We start from the raw sequence: 20,380 nt of genomic DNA on the forward strand, positions 1-20,380 counted from the left end.
TTTCAAATTTCATCATGACTATCCATGAGCCGCTGTTGTTTCAGCCTTTGAGGCTTCGAGAGCTGCAGTTGAAAAATCGCGTTGTCATATCTCCGATGTGCCAGCATGCCGCCGAAGCGGGGCGGGCCACTTCCTGGCATATGGTTCACCTCGGGAAGTTCGCACTTGGTGGCGCAGGTCTCATCTTGACGGAAAGTACTGCTGTCGACCCGCGTGGCCGTATTGGAACCGCGGATTTGGGTTTGTGGGATGACAGCCAAATCGAGCCGCTGAAGGCAGTGGTCGATTTCGTGCACGCAAACGACTGTGCAATTGGCGTCCAGCTGGCTCACGCGGGCAGAAAGTCGGGTAGCCAGCCGCTGTGGGAGGGAGGTGCGGCATTGAGTGACACGGAAATGCAAGCCGACACCGAGCCTTGGCAGCGGCTCGGCCCCAGCGCGCTCGCTGCAGGTCCAGGTTGGTCCCCGCCCCGAGCTATGGATGCTCAGGAGATTGAGGACGCGATTCAACGCTTCGTCGATGCAACAGTGCGGGCGGACAAGGTGGGCTTTGACGTCGTGGAGTTGCACTTCGGTCACGGCTATCTAGTCGCCAGCTTTCTGTCGCCGAACTCAAACCACCGAGACGATGAGTGGGGCCGCAGCCTCGATGGCCGCATGAGACTTGCGGTCGAACTGGCAACCCGAGTGCGGGCTGTCTGGCCTGCCAGCAAGCCTCTCTTCTGCAGGCTGTCCGCAGTGGATGGCAGCGTTGACGGGTGGAGCTTGGAGGATTCGGTTGTCCTCGCAAGCGAGTTGGCCAAAGTCGGCGTGGACGTCATCGACTGCTCATCGGGCGGGTTGACTGAGGAAACGCGCGCACTTCCGGTGCCACGTGGACTGGGCTTTCAGGTGCCGTTCTCTGAACGCATTCGGCATGGCGCCAATGTGCCCACGCAGGCGGTTGGAATGATCGTCGATGCGGTTCAGGCAGAGGCCGTACTTCAAGAAGGCAAGGCTGATCTGATCGCTTTGGGTCGAGAGGCCTTGTTCGATCCGTATTGGGCTCACCACGCGGCGGGTGCATTGGGTATGGATTCGAACTACCAGCGCTGGCCCATTCGCCATGGCATATGGCTGGGAAAACGTGCACCCGGCTTGGCGCGAGCACGTGCGGAGGCTGCCGAGCAGCAGAGCTGACATAAAAGGGAAGGACACGCATATGGCGGTACGCATGGGACTCATCCGAAAAAAAGTCGGCTGGACTTTTGAGAATTTCAATTCATATTGGCGCGATAGCCATGGAGCGCTCGCCAGTCAGTTGCCCAATTTGCGCGAGTATTGGCAAAACCCCATCGTTGATCGACTGCAGCGAGGCATTGACTTCGCGAGGGGGCCATGGGATTTCGATGGATTTTCGCAACTGTCTTTTGACGACGCAAAGCAGTCTGACCGAGCTTTCAGCGATAGCGATTTGGCGAACGACCTCATCCAGGACGAGCAGTATTTCCTTGGTGACTTGCACATCGTGACCGCCGAGCAGTCCGTGGTCATTCCGGTGCCTCCACAGAAAGAGCGCTCCCAACTCCTAAAGCGCATGTCGGTCATCAAGCGTCTGCCGACCCTGAGCGAAGAGGAGTTCCGTCGAGAATGGAAGACTCACGGCGACCTGGTTCGCAAGATGTCTGGCGTCAGCGCCTACCGCCAGAATGTGATCACTGGACGGGAACGAGTGAAAGGGCGCCCCTGTGCCTACAGCGATCTTCCTATCGACGGGATCGTCGAGCTTTGGTTCAAGGACGCGGAGACGCTTGGTGCAGCGTTCGGTTCAGACGCTGGCAAGGAAACAATGGCTCATGCCAAGACTTTTTTGTCTGAAATCACGGCGTTTGTGGTGGCCGAGCGGCAAATTCTCTGACGGTAAGGGCTTCAGATGATGAAACGTATGACGCTCCTGGCCAAGAGGGAAGGGATGGCCACGAGTGACTTCCGTGCATATTGGGCGGGGCCTCATGCGCAGCTTGCGCTCGGGATGAATGGAATTGTCAAATACACGCACAACCGGGTGGACAAGGTTTTGTGGGCGAGCGATGGTGAGCCGGCCTTCACCGTGGATGGTGTCGTCGAACTGTCTTTCTCCGACGCCGAGGCCATGCGGCAGGCCCAAGCGTCAGTTGTAGGGGCCAAGTTCATTCCGGCCGACGAGCCGCAGTTCCTCAAGGGTTGGACGTTGTGCGTTGTGGAGGAGCAGGGCGACGAACCCCAAGAGCAATGCACCAAGGTGCTCATTCCGTTCCATGCGCAACCAGAGACGCGCAATGCGTTGTGGTCTGAACTGCAAGACTTGGATAAGGCTTCAGGGATGCGTTCGGTGCTGAACTGGACGGTGTCGACGGCACGGCGCGAGAGACTCTGGGCGGAGCCTGTACCTCCCACAGGGGTCATTTCCGCTTGGCTCGCCAGTGTCGCGAAGGCTCATGAAGCTTTCGAGCCCGAGTCCAGGCTCCGCCGTGTGGTCGAGAAGTACACCACAGATGGCGTAGCCTATCTCGTCGACCGGCTCCATATCAGGTAAGGCGCCACCTGTCCGTGCCGGTGCGCGAATCCTTGCTTCCTTGCCGCATTCCTGGTGGAACTCTGACCGCTGTGATTGCGTGCCGCACAAGTGCGAAGGTGAACTCGGCGGTGTTTCCGACTCTAGGACAACAACCCATTTGATCAACCATGGAAAAAGCCGCATGGATGATGGGGTCCTGTTATCGACTTTCATTGGCCCGCATACGGGTTGATTCCAACCATAAAGTCCGTCGGAAGAATTCCGTGTCGCGAAATGCCAAGCGCCTCGGTTGAGGCGCTTTTGGGGTCAAGTTCGCAAAGGTCTGCGGGGAGTCGGATGGGCTGCTTCAGGCTGGTTGCAGCCGCTTGTGCCCCATCTGACATACGACAGCTTTATGCGCTCAACGGGCAATCTACCAGGCAGCGCCTTGGGCCTCCCTGCAATAGCGGAGGTCCACCGTTCAAGGTTGATCGCATGCGAACGCGAACACTCGGACGAGGAGAGTGGCCATCGTGCTGCGAAAATGCGCTGCATGACGACGCCCCCTTCGCACACTGCCAATGCACAGCCCGGAAAAGCTCCCAAAGATTCCGGGAGTAACGCGACACCGCCTTCCAGGCGCGATGGCGAACAAGCCCGTCAGTTGCTGGCTGCGGCGGGTCAGCATGTGCTGACGCATGGCTTCGGGGACTGGTCATTGCGGGCCATCGCACCGCACCTTGGTACCAGCCACCGCATGCTCATCTACTACTTCGGTTCGGCCGATCATTTCTGGGAGCGTGTGCTACACGAAATCCGCCGCGACGAGGTGGCCAAGCGCCGTGAGATCCTGGGCAACGACCTCGGCATGGCAGGCAACATCGAGCGCGCATGGGACCGCTTCTCGACCGAGAGCTACTTGCCCGTGATGCAACTGCTGTTCGAGCTTTATGGCCGAGCAGTGCGAAACCCTGAGCGCCATGCGGATTTCCTACAGGACGTAGTGGCAAGTTGGCTGGAACCCCTGGAACGCCAGATGATCCACCAACTGGGTCTGCGCCCGAAAGAGGCCCGGCTGCGTGCGAGGCTGCAGCTTGCGACATTTCGTGGCCTGATGCTGGACCTGCTGGCGACAGGGGACCGCAAGGAGACCACTGCTGCCCTCAAGTACTTCGCCCAACTCATCGCGCAGCCGCCTCATCCTGACTGACTGACTGACTGACTGACTGACTGACTGACTGACTGACTGACTGACTGCCGCCCGAACCGCCTTCTGCTTAGCGCCCGCGCCTTCTGGCTCGGGCGCTTTTTTTTGCACTTGCGCTTTCCCTTGATTTCTGTACCATGCGGTTCATTGCAACCTGTACCATGCGGTACATACTCTTTGAAAGGGGCTGATGATGAAGCCGTTGAACCGTCGTCCGGGGTTGAAAGTGCTCGTCGCCTTGGGCGTTTTGCTGGCGCTGCCAGCGTGGTCGCAGACCTGGCCTGTGCGGCCGATCAAGCTCATCGTTCCCCAGGCCGCAGGATCGGGCAATGACGTGCTGGCGCGCACCCTGGCCGAGCAGCTCGGCAAGGGCCTGGGCCAGAGCGTGGTGGTGGAGAACCGGCCCGGCGCAAACGGCAGTGTTGCTGCGAGCTACACTGTGGGACAGCCGGCCGACGGCTACACGCTTTTTCTCGCTGGGGTGTCCAACCTGGCCTGGAATCCCTATCTCTATCAGCGTCTGAGCTACAACCCTGCGCGCGACTTTGCCGGGGTGGCCGTGTTCGCCAACACGCAGTTCGTCACGCTGGCCTCGCCCACGCTGCAGGTGCGCAGCTTTGCCGAGCTGGTGAAAAAGGCCAAGGAAGCACCGGGCCAGATCAGCTATGCATCGGCAGGCATCGGCAACTCGACCCATCTGTCGATGGAGCTCGTGGCTGAGCGCAGCGGCATGAAGCTACAGCATGTGCCGTTCAACGGCGCGGGCGCCACCACCAGCCTGATGGCTGGCGACACGCCGGTCATGACGACCGTGCCCGGCGGCATTACGGAGCTGGTGCGCACCGGCAAGCTGGTGGCGCTGGCCGTGACAGGTGACAAGCGCATGGATGCATTTCCAAATGTGCCTACCTTCAAGGAGCTTGGCTATGACGTAGCTGTGCCGGGCTGGTACTCGATCGTTGCCAAGACAGGCACGCCACCGGCCATCGTGCAGAGGCTCAACACTGAGATAAACAAAGCGATCCAGACCCCTGAGGTGCGCGAGCGCCTGGCCGCGCAGACGCTGGAGCCGATCTCGGCGCCTGCATCCGAGGTCGAGCGGCTGATGCAGCGTGACGCTGCAGCCTGGGGGCCATTCATCAAGAAACTCGACATCGCGCAATAAGCGAGCAACCCGAAGAAGGAAAAGAACGCCATGCCCCGCCTCACCACCACCGTGCGCGACGCCCGTACGCAAGCCATGCAGGCCCTGATGGACCGCTTGCGCGTTGATGCGTTGGTTTTCACCACTGCGGATTTCTTTCAGTATGCGAGCAACTTCCAGCTTGACGTCTGGCCCTGGGAGCGCCCGGTGTTCCTTTTTGTGCCGCGCCACGGCGCACCGTTCGCGGTGATGAACGAACTCTCCACCCACCACCTGCGCTTTTGCCTGGAAAAGCAGAGCTTGTGGCTGGACGCTGACCGCATTCACTACTACAGCGAGCACCCCCGCATCACGAACAGGCTGCCCTTGCCAGCGCAATTGCCCGAGGTGGTGGCCGGCCTGCTGCACTCGAACGGCTTGGCCGGTGCGCGGCTAGCGGTGGATCTCCCGCACCCGGTGCTGGCGCTGGCGCAGCGCCATTTGCCTGAGCTGGTGGTGCGCCCCTCCCACGGCGAGATGCGTGCGCTGCGATGGGTCAAGCATGCCGAGGAACTGCAGATCATGCGAGAACTCGGCAGTTTGACGGACTGGGCGCAGGACCGCTACCGCGAGCTCTACAAGGCCGGCGCCCTGGTCCAGGTAGTGGATCACACCGTGGCCGCGTTGATGGCAGAGGAAGCCGCGAGGCGGTTCCCCGGCGAGGATTTCGAAATCATGAAGTGCTGGACGTTGACCGGCCCCGCTTCAGCCTCGCCGCACGGCGATGGCGCTTCATGCGGCGCCCGCATTGCACCGGGCGACACCATCGTCAACTTCGTGCTGCCGCGCTTGAATGGCTACTACGTGGAGAACGAACGCACCTGGTTCTGCGGCGCGCCGAGCGCGCAGCAGGTGCAATGCTTCGAGACCGCGCGCGCCGCGACCGATGCCGCCGTCGCCGCCGCGCGCCCGGGCAGGCGCGTGTGCGACATGGACGCTGCGGCGCTGGCGGTGATCGAGAAGGCCGGACTGGCCGACCACGTGTTCCATCGCACGGGACATGCCGTGGGCCTGATGCTGCATGAGTACCCCGAGGACATGGCTTTCAATACGCGTGCGCTGCTGGCCGACGAGGTGTACTCATCAGAGCCCGGTCTCTATGTGTATGGCCTGGGCGGTTTCAGGCTCGATGACACGGTAGTGGTCGGTGATGAACCGGAGGTATTGGTGAAGACCCCCAAGGACCTCGCCTACGCCACAGTGGGCTAGAGGAGGTGCTCACCACACAAAGCCGCCACGCCCGGTGAATCGCAATTGATCCCGTCCGGTAGTTACCCCGGTGGCTCGAGGAAGACGGCATGCCGCAGTGCCGTCCTGCCGTCCAGCCAGTCAAGCGTTGCAGGAGTAGATGGCGGCCACTGGCTTGGTGCGCGCATGCAGCAACTGAACGGCCCCAAGGACGAAAAGCACCACCGCCTCGCCCTTGAGGCCATTGCTGCGTTCGCAACAGATGGTCCGGCGCCTGCGTCGGCGGCAGGGCGTCGGGATCAAGTTCAAGGCACGTTCAATGGTCAGGATTTCCGGTTGTCGCCGGTGCCAGGCAGTGCCTGCAGATTGAACCGGACGCGGATTTTCTCGCGAAGAGCCGGATGGATTCCTTGAGGGTCCACCAGCAATCCCCACTGCTGCTTGTTGTGGTGGTGCGAAAGTTGGTGCAGCCCGAATGCGTGCATCATGGCATTGCGACGCGCTCCGACGTCCTGTGCATGGTTCACGGATTCCTTGACTGCCTTGAGGACGAAACTCCCCTTGTTGGCGATCTTCTTGGCGAGGTTCAGCGCGCTTTCCATCAACGCACCCGCCGGGAAAACCTGATTGACCATCCCGCATTGCTTTGCATCTTGAGCGGTCAGCCAGTCACCGGTCATCAGCCATTCCTTTGCCTTGCGGGAACCCAGTTCCCACGGATGCATGAAGAACTCGACGCCTGCGACGCCAAACTCGAGCGTTGGATCGCGAAACCGGGCATCGTCAGCCGCGACGATCATGTCGCAGCACCAGGCAAGCATGAGACCGCCGGCCACGCAAGACCCTTGCACCACCGCGATCGTCGGCTTGGCGAGGTTGCGCCAGCGTTCACACATCTCCAGGTAGATCTCCTTTTCCCTTCCATAGAGGCCTTCGACGCCCGGGCCGTCGAATGCAGCCCAGGTGCCCACCGTGCGGAAGTCACGCCAGGTTCTGTTGTGGTCGCCGCCCATGTCATGGCCGGCCGAAAAGTGATCGCCGTCCCCTGAGAGGATGATGACCTTCACTGCGTCATCCTGCGCGGCGCGGTCGAACGCTGCATTCAGCGCGTACGTCATCTCCATGTTCTGCGCGTTGCGCACGGCCGGTCGCGACATCGCGATGTTCACGATGTCCTGCGTGAAGTGCTCGTAGCGCACGCCGTCGTATGTGTGGGGGTCGAAGAATGTGGGCTGCATGGAAGTGGCTGCTGTGTTAGTGCTGCTGGTTGGGGTAAAGAGGGATCGGCTGTATCTTGGCTCCCGTGGCGGATGCGATGTGCTCACGCATCCGCAAGGTGATCTCAGCCTGCATTTCGCCCGGTGCGGGATGCAGTTTTTCGATGTCGTCGAGGATTGACGGGATGGGGTCGCTGACGGGGACGCCCAGCGAAAGTGCCCATTTCTCGACCTGGAAGATGAATTCCGGACTGATCCGTGGAGGAACCTCGGCGTTCATGGGGTCGCCCATGGCGTCATCCAGCGAAACAAAATCGACTGCTGCGGCCCGAAAGCAGTCCAGGATTTCCTCCAGGCAGTCCGCGGCAATGGACGTGCCATGGATCAGCCAGATGTGGATCGGGTCGCGGCCGAACACCGCCCTCGCGTTTGCCGCGTGAACACGCAACTCGTGCAGCGCGCTGGCCACATAGGCACGACGTATCTGCGCCGCCTCCTCGGGCGAACCGCGTTTCAATACCCGGCAGTACGCCGCATTCCAACGTATGTCGTGGAATCCGATGCTGACCGGGACCGGCGTGTAGCCCATGTCCTCGAGCCTGTCCAGGATGGCTCCGCACTTGCACGCGGTGTCGCCCCACAGATCCATGCAGAACCGGAAGCAGCGCCTTGGCGCCTGGTTGATGTAGCGGCCAAGGTACTTTTCTGCATCTTCGATATCGCGGGCGTAAGTGTCTGCGTCCAACCAGTTGAGCGGTGGGTGGTTGTGCGTGTGGTTGGCCACATGATGGCCACTCTCGACCCACGTGTCGAAAACCTCCAGCAAGTTCGCGTCGTCTTCGATCGGGGCGGTGTTGGAGAACTGGTAAACCCCGGCCACGCCATGCGACTTCAAGGCGGAGATGATCGCGCGAATGTTTGATGGCACACTGTGCCTGGGAGCCATTGGCACCCCTCGAAGCAGCAGCATGTCGTCGATCGTGATCGCGATCTTCAGTCGGCCCAGGGGTGAAACGGGCAGGGGAGTCTTGTTGATGCCGGGGGTGGAATGCATGATGTCGGGACCAATCATTTGTCGGTCCCCGAGCATCGCCGCTGCACAGGCGCTCGTCTATTCAACAATACGAAAGGTGACTTTCAGCATGGAAAAGTGCAGGCGGCCGGATGTCGAAGACGGCATTTGGTCATCCACATGCTAGACCGCCCCCAGGAGCGGCCACAGGGCATGCCCAGGCGCTCTGTCCACTTCGATCTCGCCGACCTTCGCCTGATGGTGCGCATCGCCGACACCAACAGCCTCACGCGCGCTGCCGAACAGGTCCACATCTCGCTGCCTGCTGCGAGCAATCGGATCAAGCAACTTGAACAATCGGTGGCCACGCGCCTGATCAACCGGACCAGCAAGGGGCTGACGCTCACGGCCGCGGGCCAGGCGATGATCAAGCACGCGCGGCTGATCATGGAGCAGGTCGAGCTGTTGCGTGCCGAGATGCTTGATATCTCCGACGGCATCGATGGGCGCTTGCGGATCATGGCCAGCACCACTGCCATCAGTGAATTTCTGCCGCCTGTGATCGAGCAGTTCCTCGCAAGTCGGCCCGGAACCAGCATCGACTTGCGGGAACGCCTTTCAAGCGACATCGTTCGAGCGGTTGCGGAAGGGGTGGTTGATGTCGGCGTGATCCTCGAAGACGTTGGCACAACTGGTCTGGAGATTCTTCCCTATCGCACCGATCACATGGTGCTCGCTGTGCCGGCAGGACATCCTCTGGCCGAGCGGCGTTCTGTTTCTTTTGCCGAGACGCTGGATTTTGACCACGTCGGACTTTCCCAATCGAGCACGCTTCACAACTTCTTGCTCCAGCAGGCTGAAATGCTCAGGCGACACATCAATCTGCGAGCCCAAGTCGGCAATTTCGAAGCACTGTGCCGGATGGTTCAGGCACGGATCGGCGTCGGCGTGCTCACCCATCTGCCAGCCGCACGCCATGCGAAGTCGATGAACATCCGCATCGTGAGCCTGGAGGACGAGTGGTCGATTCGACCCCAGTACATCTGCATCAGAGGATTGGAGGAACTGCCACCGTTCGCACGTGAATTCGTCGAGATGCTGCGCGCGGATGCACGCGATAGCCAGAGCACCGTGAGTTGATACGTTACGGGGGTTAAGCAGGGCGAAACTGCTGTTTTCCAATAGTGAATTGCCAGGAGGCCGTCGCCTCGCGAATATGCGGGTCTGGCGGACACGTGCGCCTGCTGACAACTTCAAAATTGGAGACGAATATGTGTATCAAAAATGGCGTGAAGGTCGCGATAGCTGCTGTACTCGCTTTGACGCTTCAGAGTGGATTTTCCCAGGCGTGGCCATCGAAGCCGGTGCAACTGGTCGTGCCGTACCCGCCGGGAGGCGTGCTGGACAACTTCGCTCGGCCGATGGCGGAGGCGCTCAGCAAGGAGCTTGGGCAGCCTGTGGTGATCGATAACCGGGCCGGCGCGAATGGGATCATCGGGACGACGCGGTGTGCGAAGGCCTCCGCCGACGGCTACACGCTTTGCATCAGCAACGGCGACATCATGTCGCTCAATCCACAGCTGTACTCGAAGCTGCCCTATAGCCCGAAGACTGACCTGGTTCCCGTGGTCCGCATGGCGAACATGGTGGCGGCGATCGTGGTCTCCTCCGGCGTCGGCGCGAAGAACCTCAGCGAACTGGCTGCACTGGACAAGGCGAATCCCGGGAAGGTCAACTGGGGGACTTTCGGAACGGGCAGCACCTCGCACGTGTTCTTGACCGAGTACAACCGTGTGTTTGGAACCCAGCTGACCCACGTGCCGTACAACGGCTCGGCGCCGTTGATGCAGGCCTTGTTGGCGGGTGACGTGCAGTCCGCGATGTTGGCGCACGTCGCAGTGGCCCCGTACATCGAAACCGGAAGGCTGCGCGCGATCGCCGTGATGGGTGAAAAGCGGTCCGACTTCTTCCCTGGCGTGCAGACGATCAGCGAACAGAAATTCGCTTTCTCCGGCGAGAACTGGATCGGGCTGACCGCTCCTGCCGGCACGCCCCCGGCGGTCTTGGAGCGCGTCAATCTCGCAGTCAACAAGGTTCTCGCCGACCCGGGATTCCGCAAGCGCAGTCTCGAGGCCCTGGGGCTGGAGCCCGTGGGTGGATCGAGGGACGCGTTTGCGCAGTATCTCGGGCGCGAGCAGGCACTTTGGGCCGAGTTGATCTCGCACAGCAAGATCAAGCTGGACTGAGAACCAATCGGGATTTTTAGCCATATGAAACTGCATCACCCCCCCACCTTCTTCTCGTTGGTGCTGCGTGCCTTGCGCAAGTACCCGGGCCGCACAGCCTTCCGCCAGGGCGAATTGGCAGTTCTCTATCAAGACGCCATCGATTTCATGGGGAAAGTTCAGGCGGTGCTGAGTTCGCACGGCATGCGCCGGGGCGCGCGCGTCGCATTGCTGACGGAAAACAGGTACGAGACCTGGTGCGCGTCCGTCGCGGCACAGGGGCTCGGCGCTGCCACCAGCTGGTTGCACCCGCTCAGTTCGCTGGACTCCCAGGTGTCCCAGATCCGCGACGTGGGTGCTACCGTCCTGATCATCGACACGGATGGATTCACAACGCGAGCCCATGAACTCGCCGAGGCGCTCCCGGGCGTTTCCGTGTTCCACGTGGGAGAGGCTGGACCCGGTGCCGATCTTCTGGCGCTTGTCGCCCGGCATGAACAGGTCGAACCGGTCGAGCGGGCGATCGCGACCGACATCGGCACGTTGAATTTCACCGGGGGCACGACCGGCCGCCAGAAGGCCATCGTGCGCGAGGCAGGTCAGGTCGCGCTGATGTCCATCGCCATGAACAGCGAACTGGAGCTGCCCGATGGCGTGCAATATTTGGCGATCGCGTTGATCAGCCATGTCACAGGACAGTTGATTGCACCGACGCTGATGCGTGGCGGCACTGTCCATTTGATAAAGAAGTTCGACGCAGGCCAGGTACTGGAGATCATCCAGCGCGAGCGCATCAGTGCAACCCTGATGGTGCCCACGATGATCTACAAGCTTCTGGATGCGCCACTCGAGGAGTTCGACCTGGACAGCCTCGAGCTCGTGGTCTATGCGGGGTCCGTCATTTCGCCGGACCGCCTGAGGGAAGCGATTCAACGCATCGGCCCGGTCTTTTCCCAGGTCTATGCGCAGACAGAATGCACCCCCATCGCGATCTTGCGCCGCAAGGATCATGATCTGGACGATCCTGCATCCCTGGCAGCGTGTGGCTACCCCATGGCGACGGCCGAAATCGCGATTCTCGACGACAGCAATCAGCCGCTGGCGGCGGGCGAAATCGGTGAGATCTGCGTGCGAAGCCCGTCGGTGATGCAAGGCTATCTCGAGCAGCCGGAGGCCACCCGGCAAGCACTGGCTGGCGAGTGGTTGCACACCGGGGACATCGGTTTTTCCGATCCGCATGGCCGCCTGTCGATTGTGGACCGCAAGAAGGACATGATCGTGTCAGGGGGCTCGAACGTCTATCCGCGGGAGGTCGAGGATGTTCTGGCCGCGCATGCCGCTGTCGCATCCGCCGCCGTGATCGGCGTGCCCCATGCCACGTGGGGTGAAGCCGTCGCGGCGTTCGTCGTGTTGCGGGACGGGGCGGAAGCCGAGGCAGCTGACCTGATCGCCTACGTGCGGGAACGCAAGGGGCCGCTGATTGCACCGAAGCAAATCATCTTCGCAGATGCGCTGCCAACGACCCCCTTTGGAAAAATCGACAAGAAGAAGCTGCGAGCGCCTTTCTGGGAGCGAGAGACGAGGTTGATTTGACGCGGGCAAGCCTCGCGTCCCGTGGCTTTTTTTGGTGCGCCGGTGGTAAGCCAGGCGCACGCCGATAGACGCGAGAATGACCGGCCTCGGGGCGCTTCAGCAAGCCGCAGCCTGCAGCGACGGGCGCCCCGTTTTTCGGGCATGGCCGGCCTGGAGCGCACACCCTTTCTCCTGACCGGGCAACAACCCGGTCGAAGCCCGGGCGATGCAGGTCGCCCGTCCGGTCAGCGTCGTGCCGTCAAGCGACGCCAACACGGTCACTCGATGGCCACCTTGGCCGTCTTGACGTACTGGCCCCAGCGATCGATCTCGCTGAAATAGAAGTTCTGGTACGCGCGCTGATCCATGTGCTCGACGACGAAGAACATCTTCTTGGTCTGCTCGACGATGGCTGGCTCCCTGAGGGTGGCGTCGACTGCCTCGTGCACGCGCGAGATGACGTCTTCCGGCATTCCGGCCGGGCCGAAAATTCCCACCCATGGTCCCCGTTCGACATTGAGACCGATTTCTTTCAGGGTCGGGACGTCCGGAAACTCCGGCAGGCGTTGGGGCATTGAAACCGCCAGCAGGCGCAGCGTACCGCTGCGGATGTGGGGTTCCACGGTCGACAGGACGTTGATGGAACAATCGACCTGTTGAGACAGCTGGGCATTGAGCAGGGGCGCGGTGCCGTTGTAGGGCACATGCAGGAGATCGACGCTCTTGGCCACCTTCAGGGCCTCCATCATGAGGTGTCCGGACGTGGCGGTGCTCCACGAGCCGAAGCTCATCGGGGTCTTGGCATCCTTGGCCATCTGCAGGAACTGGTTCAGGTTCTTGGCTGGGTGTGAAGCGCTCACGACCAGGGCCGCAGGGAAGAAGCCCAGCGGCGCAATGGCAACAAATTCCTTCTTGGGGTCGTAAGGTGCCTTCTTCATCGCATGGGGCGCGATGGTGTGCGACTCCATGCCGCCGTAGACGAGCGTGTAGCCGTCGGCCGGGCTGCGCGCTGCCGCGACGCTACCGATGGTTCCGACGGCGCCGGGGCGGTTGTCAACCACGACGGCCTGGCCGAGCCGCTTCTGAAGACTCGTGCCCATGAGGCGCACGATCACATCGCCGCCGCCCCCCGCAGCCCAGGGGACGATGATCTTGATCGGACGGTGGGGGAACACAGCACCCTGTGCGAGCGTGGGGCACGCCCACGTTGACAACATCGTGGCGCCGAGGGAACCGAGCACGGTGCGGCGCTTGACCTGAGGTTGTGTCATGTCGATAGTCTCCAAGTTATGAGATGGGTGAACGGTCTGGCTGGCTTCGAGGCCGGCGGAATCAGCCGCCCCGCCGGCAATGGCGGCGGTCTTAGTTTTGGCGCAGCTCTTCAAGCAAGACGACCGCCCGGTCGGTGCGTACGTCGTGCTCCGCGGCCATGCGCCTGGCAACGACTTCGATCTCGTCACCGGTTGCCCCTGCGACCAGCGCGATGTTGCGTGCGTGCAGGGCCATATGGCCGCGTTGGATCCCTTCGGTGGCCAGGGCGCGCAGCGCTCCGAGGTTCTGGGCCAGGCCCACCGCGACGGCCACCTCGCCCAGCTCCTGCGCCGACCTGACGCCCATGATCTTGAGCGACAACCGGGCCAGCGGGTGTGTCTTGGTCGCGCCGCCCACCAGGCCCACGGGCATGGGCATTTCGATGGTGCCGACCAGCGCGCCCTGGGTGTCTTTCTCCCAGGTCGTCAGCGAGGTGTAGCGGCCGTTTCGGCAGGCGTAGGCATGGGCGCCGGCCTCGACCGCGCGCCAGTCGTTGCCGGTGGCAACGATGACGGGATCTATGCCGTTCATGATGCCTTTGTTGTGCGTGGCCGCGCGGTACGGATCGATGGCTGCGAAGGTGTAGGCATCGAGCACGCCTTCGATGATCTCTTCGCCGCTGCGCTCTTTGGTTCTGAGTGTTTCGGGCGTGAGCCGCACGCGGGCGCGTGACAGACGCAGGTCGGCCAGGTTGGACAGGATGCGCAGCCGCACGGTGCCGCCCGTGAGCTTCTCGACCAGGGGCGAAACCGATTCGGCCATGGTGTTGACGGTGTTGGCACCCATCGCGTCGCGCACGTCGACGATCAGGTGCATGACGACCATGGGACCGCGGGCCGTGTCGGGGAACACGTGGATCTCGATGTCGCGGCAGCCGCCGCCCAGGCCGATGAGGACCTTGTCGCGGCTGTTGGCGACGTCCAGGATCTCGTCACGGTGCTTCAGGAGCGCCAGGCGGGCGCCATAGGGGTCGGTGATGCCAATGACCTGCACCTGGGCACGCATCAGCGGCCCCGTGCTGGAGGTTTCGAAGCCGCCACAGTCGCGGGCCAGCTTGGCCATGAACGAGGCCGCCGCCACGACGGACGGCTCTTCGACCACCATCGGTACCAGGACATCGCGACCGTTGATCTGGAAGTTGCCGCCGATGCCGAACGGAAGTTCGAATGTTCCGATGACGTTCTCCACCATGCCGTTGGCACGTTCGACGCTGAGCGCGCCGGGCTGGTTGATGAGCGCGACGTCTCCCTCGGACAGGTTGGTGATGCGTGCGACATGTTCCAGGCGCTGCGCAGGGGTGAGTGAGCGGAAATTGGGGAGTCGTGAATCGACCATTGGGTGTCTACTGGGTGGTGGATACGGTATGGGCAAACTTTAAAACCGCCGTACCAAATAGTGAAGGTACAGTTTTGCCAAACAGTTTGCTTTCCGGGCAAGGACCGGCGATGTGTCATAGTTGATCAATGACAGTTGAAGGAAGCTCCCAGACACGTCGCCCCAGATCGGTTACCTTGCCCGTCGCGGTCGCCGACGACATCGAGCGGCAGATCCGCGACGGTGCCTACAAGGTCGGCGACAAATTGCCCTCGCTGCGTGAGATGGCCGAACTCCACAAGTACGCCAAGAACACGGTGGTCACCGCATTTGAATTGCTCGTTTCGCGTGGGCTGATTGAACCCCGCCGCGGTGCTGGGTACTTCGTGGTCGACAAACCGCCTTCCAGGGCGGCCGATGACGAGGCGGGAAGCTTGGGGCGAGCCATGGACATCGTCTGGCTGATGCGTGAGCAGCTCAAGAACGAGCCGGGCGCCTTGGCAATCGCCGATGGCTTCCCGCCAGTCGAATGGCTTTCGGATGTGAGGCTGGACAAGTACCACCAGAAAGTCGTGCGCACGGGGCTGGGTTCCCTGTTCCGCTATGGCAGCCGCTTCGGGTACGCGCCGCTGCGTGAGCATTTGGTGCGCAAACTCGCGGACTTTGGGATCGGCGCCGAACCGCGGCAGATCGTACTGACGCACGGTGCCAATGAGGCGATGGACATCGTTATTCGCTACTTCGTGCCGCCCGGCGGCAAGGTTCTGGTGGATGACCCTGGCTACTACCCTTTGTTCGGCAAGTTGAAGATGGCCAGCGCCGAGGTGCTGGGCGTGCCACGCCTGCACGATGGGCCGGACCTGGAGGCCCTGGAGCAGTTGTTGATCACCCAGCGGCCCAGGCTCTTCTTTACGCAGTCGATCGCACACAACCCGACAGGCTCGGACCTGTCCGCGGCAAAGGCCTTTCGCGTTCTGCAGCTGGCACAGAAATACGACCTGCTGATCGTTGAGAACGATCCGCTTGCGGACTTCAAGCCGACCTCGTCGCCACGCCTGGCTTCTCTGGACCAACTCGAGCGCACGATCTACATCGGCAGCTTCTCAAAATCGTTCTCGGCCGCACTGCGCGTGGGCTTCATTGCTTGCGGCGCGGATTTGGCCAGTGACCTTGCCGATCTGAAAGCGCTGATCCACGTGAGCAGTTCTGAGTATTGCGAACGGACCGTCGATGTCATGTTGAGCGAAGGCCACTATCAACGACACCTGACCCGGTTGCGCAGTCGGCTGGGCGAAGCGACGGAGGGTGCGCGCGCGCTGTTCGAATCTGTAGGAGCGAACATCTTCGCAAAGAACGCCCAGTCCCTCTACCTGTGGGTATCCATGCCCGGGGTGGATGATTCGATGACCCTTGCAGATTCGCTGCGCCCACACAACATCCGGTTGGCTCCGGGCAGGATTTTCAGCGTTGACACCTCCGCGACGTCGCCATGGTCACGCTATAACGTGGGGGCGGTGATGGACCCGAGGTTCAGAACAGCCCTCCAAAACGCGCTGGTGCAATTGGGCTCCTCCTAGCGTCCCACGATGCTCAAGAGCCTTGCTGCAGGTTTTCAATCGTTGTGCTTTCGTCGTTCGGGGCTCTCAAACGACGCATATCTAAACTGAGCGAGAGATCGGTAGTCACTTGTCGGTGCAGGGCACTCCAGGCTGGAATCGACCATGCGCTACCTCGGCATGAGGGGGCGATGCCTGGGAGAACTCCGGGCAGATCGATATCTGATCGACAGACACCGAGGGTGGGGTGGCTCAGCGCCTGCGGTTCTTTTTCTGCCGTGGTCGTTCCTCACTTCTTCCAGGACCGTAGCATGAGAGCGTTGGTCACCACACTCACGCTGCTCAGGGCCATGGCAGCTCCGGCCACCATGGGATTCAGCAGTCCCAATGCCGCCAGGGGAATCCCGACCACGTTGTACGCGAATGCCCAGAACAGGTTCTGACGGATCTTTGCGTAGGTACGCCGGGAGATATCGATGGCATCCGCGATCAGCGCAGGGTCTCCGCGCATGAGCGTGATCCCCGCCGCATGCATGGCCACGTCCGTGCCCGTGGACATGGCAATTCCCACGTTTGCAGCCGCCAGAGCGGGCGCGTCGTTGATCCCGTCACCCACCATCGCCACCTGTCTGCCACCGGCCTTGAGCTGGGCCACGATATCCGCCTTGCCTTCCGGCAGCACATCGGCGCGAACCTGATCGATGCCCAAGGCGCGGGCCACCGCGCCTGCGCTTCCCTTGTTGTCCCCGGTGACCAGGACGGTCTGGATGCCCAGGCTGTGCAGTTGGGCAATGGCCTGTTGGGAGCTGGGCTTGACGGTGTCCCCAAACGCCAAGAGTCCCACCACTTCCGGCGCGTCGGTCACGTCGGCCAACCAGGACACAGTGCGGCCTTCGTGCTGCATCTGTGCGGCGGTCACCGTCAGGCTGGCCGTGTTGACGCCTAGCTCATCCATGTAACGCGTGCTTCCCAGGCGGATCTGGCGTCCTTTGACGACAGCAGACATACCTCTGCCAGGCACGGCAGTGACCTCGGTGGCCCGAGGCACGATCACGCCCTGGATGCGCGCTGCATCCATCACCGCCTTCGCCAGCGGATGCTCGCTGCCGTTCTGAATGGCGGCCGCAAACGGCAGCAGCTGATCCTGGTGGCCTTCGGCGGGTATCGCTGCCGTCAAGGTGGGCTTGCCCTCGGTCAGGGTGCCGGTCTTGTCGAACGCCACGGTGTCGATGCGGTGGGCAACTTCAAGTGCTTCGGCATCCTTGATCAGAATACCGTGGCGTGCTGCTACGCCGGTGCCCGCCATGATCGCGGTGGGAGTCGCCAAGCCGAGCGCACAAGGGCATGCAATGACAAGTACCGCGACGGCATTGAGGATCGCCTGCTCCCAGTGGCCAGTGGCAAAGCCCCAGCCCATCAGTGTGATGGCAGCAAGGCCGAGCACGACAGGCACAAAGACCGCACTCACTTCATCCACTATCCGCTGGATGGGAGCCTTCTTGGCCTGTGCCGACTCCACCATGCGCACGATGCGCGACAGGGTTGACTCAGCGCCAATGGCGGTGGTGCGCACCAGCAGCAAGCCTTCCGCGTTCACTGCGCCCCCCGTCACCTTGTCACCGACGTGCTTCGCCACGGGCAGGCTCTCCCCGGTGATCAATGACTCATCCACCTGGCTGGCGCCTTCGATCACGGCGCCATCCACCGGGACTCTTTCCCCTGGACGAACAACCACCGTATCACCTACTTTCACACGTGAAAGCGGTAGATCGATGTCACCGGCATCAGTGCGCACGCGCGCAATCTCCGGGCGCAGCGCATGCAGCGCCCGGATGGCCTCGGTGGTTTGCCGCTTGGCCCGGGCCTCCAGCCACTTCCCCAGAAGGACAAGCGTGACGATGACTGCGGAGGCTTCAAAATACAGGTGGGGGGTGCCGTGCTCGGCGTGCTTGAACAACAGATACAGGCTCAAGCCGTACCCGGCCGACGTACCCAGCGCCACCAGCAGATCCATGTTTCCTGCCCCTGCACGCAGCGCCTTCCAGCCGGCACGGTAAAACCGCGCTCCCAGCCAGAACTGCACTGGCGTGGCCAAGGCGAGTTGAATCCAGCCGTTGAGTGTCCAGTCCTGGCCGAACAGCATGCCCACCATGGGCAACACCAGAGGAACGGACAGGCCCCCCGCCAGCGCGACCGGCCACCAAGGCGCAGACTGATTCGCGGGTTCAGCCGGAGTGCTCGCATCCACCATCTGGGCCTCATAGCCCGCCTTTGCAACGGCGGCTACCAGACGTTCGGGTGGCAAGCCTGCATCGAAACGAATCTGCGCACGCTCGGTGGCCAGATTGACTTCGGCATGCTTCACGCCAGGCACGGCCTTCAGCGCCTTTTCGACACGTCCAACGCACGAAGCGCACGTCATCCCGCCGATCAACAACTCCATGGATTCCTCCGCCACTGCGTATCCCGCCTTTTGCACGGCCGCAGCCAGAGCAGTGACTGCCACCGTGGCGGCGGCCACCACGGTGGCGCGCTCCGTGGCAATGTTCACGGTCACCTCGCGGACACCGGGTACGGCTTTCAGTGCCTTTTCAACCCGCCCAACGCAGGAGCCGCAGGTCATGCCCAGAATCGGGAGATTCAGGTGTGCGCTCGACAGGGCGGCGGACGAGGCCGCTTCATTCACGGGGGTATTCATGACAATCTCCAAGTGGTGTTCAACTCCGGCGGTATCCGGCACAGCCCGGACTTTCAGGGTTGACACGGTGGGAGACGCAAACGAGTCAGCATGTCTTGGACAGGCCACCATCCGGCCACTTGACCTTGCCCCTGTGGCAAACCGGAGACTGGGCACCTCTTAACTTTTCCCCAGAGGTGAAAAATGCACGAATTCCAACTTCCCGACATGACCTGCGGACACTGTGCGGGGATGGTGAACCAGACGCTGCAGATGGCAGACCCTGACTGCAAGGTGCGGGTGGACATGTCCAGGCGGATGGTCACGGTGCAAAGCGCGGAAGACCGCAAGACACTGGCCGAGGCACTGACCGAGGCCGGATACCCACCCGCCTGATTCGGTCCGGACAAAAAAAGGAACGTCCGAGGAACTTGACATTGACACGGTGGCAAGGAGGAAAGTCCTGGCTACCGGGTTATTCCATTGCACAGGAGCATCCATGACCTCACCCATGAACATCGGCGATGCAGCCAAGGCGGCAGGCGTATCGGCCAAGATGATCCGCCACTACGAGCAAACAGGATTGTTGCCAGAAGCCGAGCGCAGCGAGTCTGGCTATCGAAAGTACGGTGAGCGCGAAGTCTCGGTACTGCGTTTCATCCGGCAGTCGCGCCGCCTCGGATTCTCCATGCCACAGATTGCGGAGTTGATCGGCCAATGGGGCGACACGCACCGCACCAGTCGGCAGGTGAAAGCGATTGCCGAGCGCCATCTGGCGGATCTGGAGGAGAAGCTGCGGGAGATTGTCGAGATGAAATCGGCGTTGGAGCAGTTGGTTTCTGTGTGCGCTGGCGACGACCATGCGCATTGCGCAATCCTGGACAACCTGGCGGCGGACAGTCCGTCGAAGCCCAACCACAACGCCAGTTTCGTCAAGCCCACTCGGCGCGGAGCCAAGGCGTCCAGAACACACCTTGAAGCGACCCACGCGCCGACGAACAGTCATCTGGATCTCATGACGTGGATGCGAGGTGTCCACGTACATCGAGGGGGGCACTGAACCAGGCCGCGGTGGGACCATGGAACCATCGCCTTGTGCCGCGATGGTGGCCGACCGTGGCAGGGCCTTCTTGTGCGGCGCGGCCTCACGCACCGGCTTGCCTGGCAGGCTCGATGGCGCTGACGACCGTCTTGCAGCCCTCATCGATCACCATGAACTGGATCTCAAGGGCGGCCGCTGTGGGCGCTTGACATTCCCACCGTGTCAAGCCTTAACGTTCCAACAAGGTCTCGCACCATCTTGAGGACTTCTTGGAGAACGCCATGAACAACGACCCCGCCACACAGCGCCTGGAGAGGAATCGGACAAAAAATAACCTCGGCAGACTTTCAACACATCGATAG

General features: G+C 61.8%; 17 protein-coding genes. 12 read left to right on the forward strand and 5 right to left on the reverse strand.

The window, feature by feature from the left end; translation table 11 throughout:
* Positions 1-14: 14 nt before the first annotated feature.
* The 6 genes from AC07OC_RS16955 (at position 15) to AC07OC_RS16980 (ending at position 6,113) form a co-directional block, all read left to right on the forward strand.
* Positions 15-1,178 (forward strand): NADH:flavin oxidoreductase/NADH oxidase, encoded by a 1,164-nt coding sequence (locus AC07OC_RS16955; protein WP_218339805.1) that lies wholly within the window; start codon positions 15-17, stop codon positions 1,176-1,178.
* Positions 1,179-1,200: 22 nt separating this feature from the next.
* Entirely contained in the window at positions 1,201-1,896 is a 696-nt protein-coding gene (locus tag AC07OC_RS16960) for an EthD domain-containing protein (RefSeq protein ID WP_494601775.1), read from the forward strand.
* Positions 1,897-1,923: 27 nt separating this feature from the next.
* Positions 1,924-2,553 (forward strand): EthD domain-containing protein, encoded by a 630-nt coding sequence (locus tag AC07OC_RS16965; protein ID WP_494601777.1) that lies wholly within the window; start codon positions 1,924-1,926, stop codon positions 2,551-2,553.
* Between the two features lie 514 nt (positions 2,554-3,067).
* Positions 3,068-3,724, forward strand: coding sequence for a TetR/AcrR family transcriptional regulator (locus AC07OC_RS16970; protein ID WP_255591051.1), 657 nt, complete (start codon positions 3,068-3,070; stop codon positions 3,722-3,724).
* Between the two features lie 190 nt (positions 3,725-3,914).
* Positions 3,915-4,886 carry a Bug family tripartite tricarboxylate transporter substrate binding protein gene (locus AC07OC_RS16975; RefSeq protein ID WP_494601779.1) on the forward strand — a complete coding sequence of 324 codons (972 nt, stop codon included), beginning with the start codon at positions 3,915-3,917 and terminating at the stop codon, positions 4,884-4,886.
* Positions 4,887-4,916: 30 nt separating this feature from the next.
* Entirely contained in the window at positions 4,917-6,113 is a 1,197-nt protein-coding gene (locus AC07OC_RS16980; protein ID WP_369643424.1) for a M24 family metallopeptidase, read from the forward strand.
* Between the two features lie 302 nt (positions 6,114-6,415).
* On the opposite strand, the gene AC07OC_RS16985 is transcribed toward AC07OC_RS16980, so the two are convergent.
* Both AC07OC_RS16985 and AC07OC_RS16990 read right to left on the reverse strand, forming a co-directional pair.
* Entirely contained in the window at positions 6,416-7,330 is a 915-nt protein-coding gene (locus AC07OC_RS16985) for an enoyl-CoA hydratase (protein ID WP_218339799.1), read from the reverse strand.
* A gap of 16 nt (positions 7,331-7,346) precedes the next feature.
* Complete coding sequence (locus AC07OC_RS16990) at positions 7,347-8,363, reverse strand: polysaccharide deacetylase family protein (RefSeq protein ID WP_494601782.1); 1,017 nt, start codon at positions 8,361-8,363, stop codon at positions 7,347-7,349.
* Between the two features lie 171 nt (positions 8,364-8,534).
* On the opposite strand from AC07OC_RS16990, the gene AC07OC_RS16995 reads away from it, so the two are divergent.
* The 3 genes from AC07OC_RS16995 (at position 8,535) to AC07OC_RS17005 (ending at position 12,139) form a co-directional block, all read left to right on the forward strand.
* Complete coding sequence (locus AC07OC_RS16995; RefSeq protein ID WP_218296204.1) at positions 8,535-9,461, forward strand: LysR family transcriptional regulator; 927 nt, start codon at positions 8,535-8,537, stop codon at positions 9,459-9,461.
* Between the two features lie 131 nt (positions 9,462-9,592).
* Positions 9,593-10,567, forward strand: a complete 975-nt coding sequence (locus AC07OC_RS17000; protein WP_218366903.1) for a Bug family tripartite tricarboxylate transporter substrate binding protein — start codon at positions 9,593-9,595, stop codon at positions 10,565-10,567.
* 24 nt (positions 10,568-10,591) lie between these two features.
* The gene (locus AC07OC_RS17005; RefSeq protein ID WP_218339796.1) at positions 10,592-12,139 is read left to right on the forward strand and encodes an AMP-binding protein; all 1,548 of its coding nucleotides are present in this window, start codon (positions 10,592-10,594) and stop codon (positions 12,137-12,139) included.
* A 257-nt stretch (positions 12,140-12,396) separates the two neighbouring features.
* Here AC07OC_RS17005 and AC07OC_RS17010 read toward each other — a convergent pair whose 3' ends face one another.
* A complete protein-coding gene (locus AC07OC_RS17010) occupies positions 12,397-13,389 on the reverse strand; it encodes a Bug family tripartite tricarboxylate transporter substrate binding protein (RefSeq protein ID WP_218296201.1) in 993 nt (330 codons plus the stop codon).
* A gap of 91 nt (positions 13,390-13,480) precedes the next feature.
* A complete protein-coding gene (locus tag AC07OC_RS17015) occupies positions 13,481-14,764 on the reverse strand; it encodes a hydroxymethylglutaryl-CoA reductase, degradative (RefSeq protein WP_218339795.1) in 1,284 nt (427 codons plus the stop codon).
* A gap of 128 nt (positions 14,765-14,892) precedes the next feature.
* On the opposite strand from AC07OC_RS17015, the gene AC07OC_RS17020 reads away from it, so the two are divergent.
* Complete coding sequence (locus AC07OC_RS17020; protein ID WP_218339794.1) at positions 14,893-16,320, forward strand: aminotransferase-like domain-containing protein; 1,428 nt, start codon at positions 14,893-14,895, stop codon at positions 16,318-16,320.
* Between the two features lie 268 nt (positions 16,321-16,588).
* On the opposite strand, the gene AC07OC_RS17025 is transcribed toward AC07OC_RS17020, so the two are convergent.
* Positions 16,589-18,997, reverse strand: coding sequence for a heavy metal translocating P-type ATPase (locus AC07OC_RS17025; RefSeq protein ID WP_255591050.1), 2,409 nt, complete (start codon positions 18,995-18,997; stop codon positions 16,589-16,591).
* Positions 18,998-19,180: 183 nt separating this feature from the next.
* On the opposite strand from AC07OC_RS17025, the gene AC07OC_RS17030 reads away from it, so the two are divergent.
* Positions 19,181-19,372 (forward strand): heavy-metal-associated domain-containing protein, encoded by a 192-nt coding sequence (locus tag AC07OC_RS17030; RefSeq protein ID WP_218296197.1) that lies wholly within the window; start codon positions 19,181-19,183, stop codon positions 19,370-19,372.
* 103 nt (positions 19,373-19,475) lie between these two features.
* Complete coding sequence (gene cueR, locus AC07OC_RS17035) at positions 19,476-20,036, forward strand: Cu(I)-responsive transcriptional regulator (RefSeq protein WP_370627778.1); 561 nt, start codon at positions 19,476-19,478, stop codon at positions 20,034-20,036.
* Positions 20,037-20,380 lie beyond the last annotated feature (344 nt).

Source organism: Acidovorax sp. GW821-FHT10E04 (genome assembly GCF_059415185.1).